The sequence below is a fragment of the Hymenobacter defluvii genome (assembly GCF_017589435.1).
GTDB classification, from domain to species: domain Bacteria; phylum Bacteroidota; class Bacteroidia; order Cytophagales; family Hymenobacteraceae; genus Hymenobacter; species Hymenobacter profundi.
In genome coordinates this window covers 1-472 of record NZ_JAGETX010000122.1, presented here as the reverse complement: position 1 = coordinate 472, position 472 = coordinate 1, and the positions used below count along the sequence as shown (strand labels likewise).

Sequence of the window (472 nt, the reverse complement as noted above, 5' to 3'; positions counted from 1 at the left end):
ACTCTCATTATCGTTTTCACCTACTTCTATACTGCTATCAGCGTCAATCCTAATCAAATTGCGGATGATCTGAAGCGTAGTGGAGGTTTTGTCCCTGGTGTGAAGCCTGGTCGAGATACCTCGGAGTACATTGATGAGGTACTGACGCGGATTACATTGCCTGGTGCAGTAGCTCTTGCACTGATTGCCATCTTCCCTGCTTTCGCCCTGTTGCTCGGTGTAACGCGGCCCTTTTCGGCTTTCTATGGTGGTACTTCCCTTATTATTATGGTAGGGGTAGTGTTAGATACATTAAATCAGATAGAAAGCTACTTGCTCATGCAACGATATGACGGCATGATGAAAAGTGGAAAAGTACGAGGCCGCTCGCAGAATATCGCTTTGGCTTCATAGTTCTAATGATAGTTTACAAAACAGAAGAAGAGATAGAGTTAATGAGAGCCAGTGCGAAAGTACTGGCTCAAGCTCATGG

General features: G+C 45.1%; 1 pseudogene. It reads left to right on the top strand.

What is annotated here, in order from left to right:
* Positions 1-393 (top strand): annotated as a pseudogene (locus J4D97_RS23285) (SecY family transport protein); the annotation flags it as partial.
* Between the last annotated feature and the right edge of the window lie 79 nt (positions 394-472).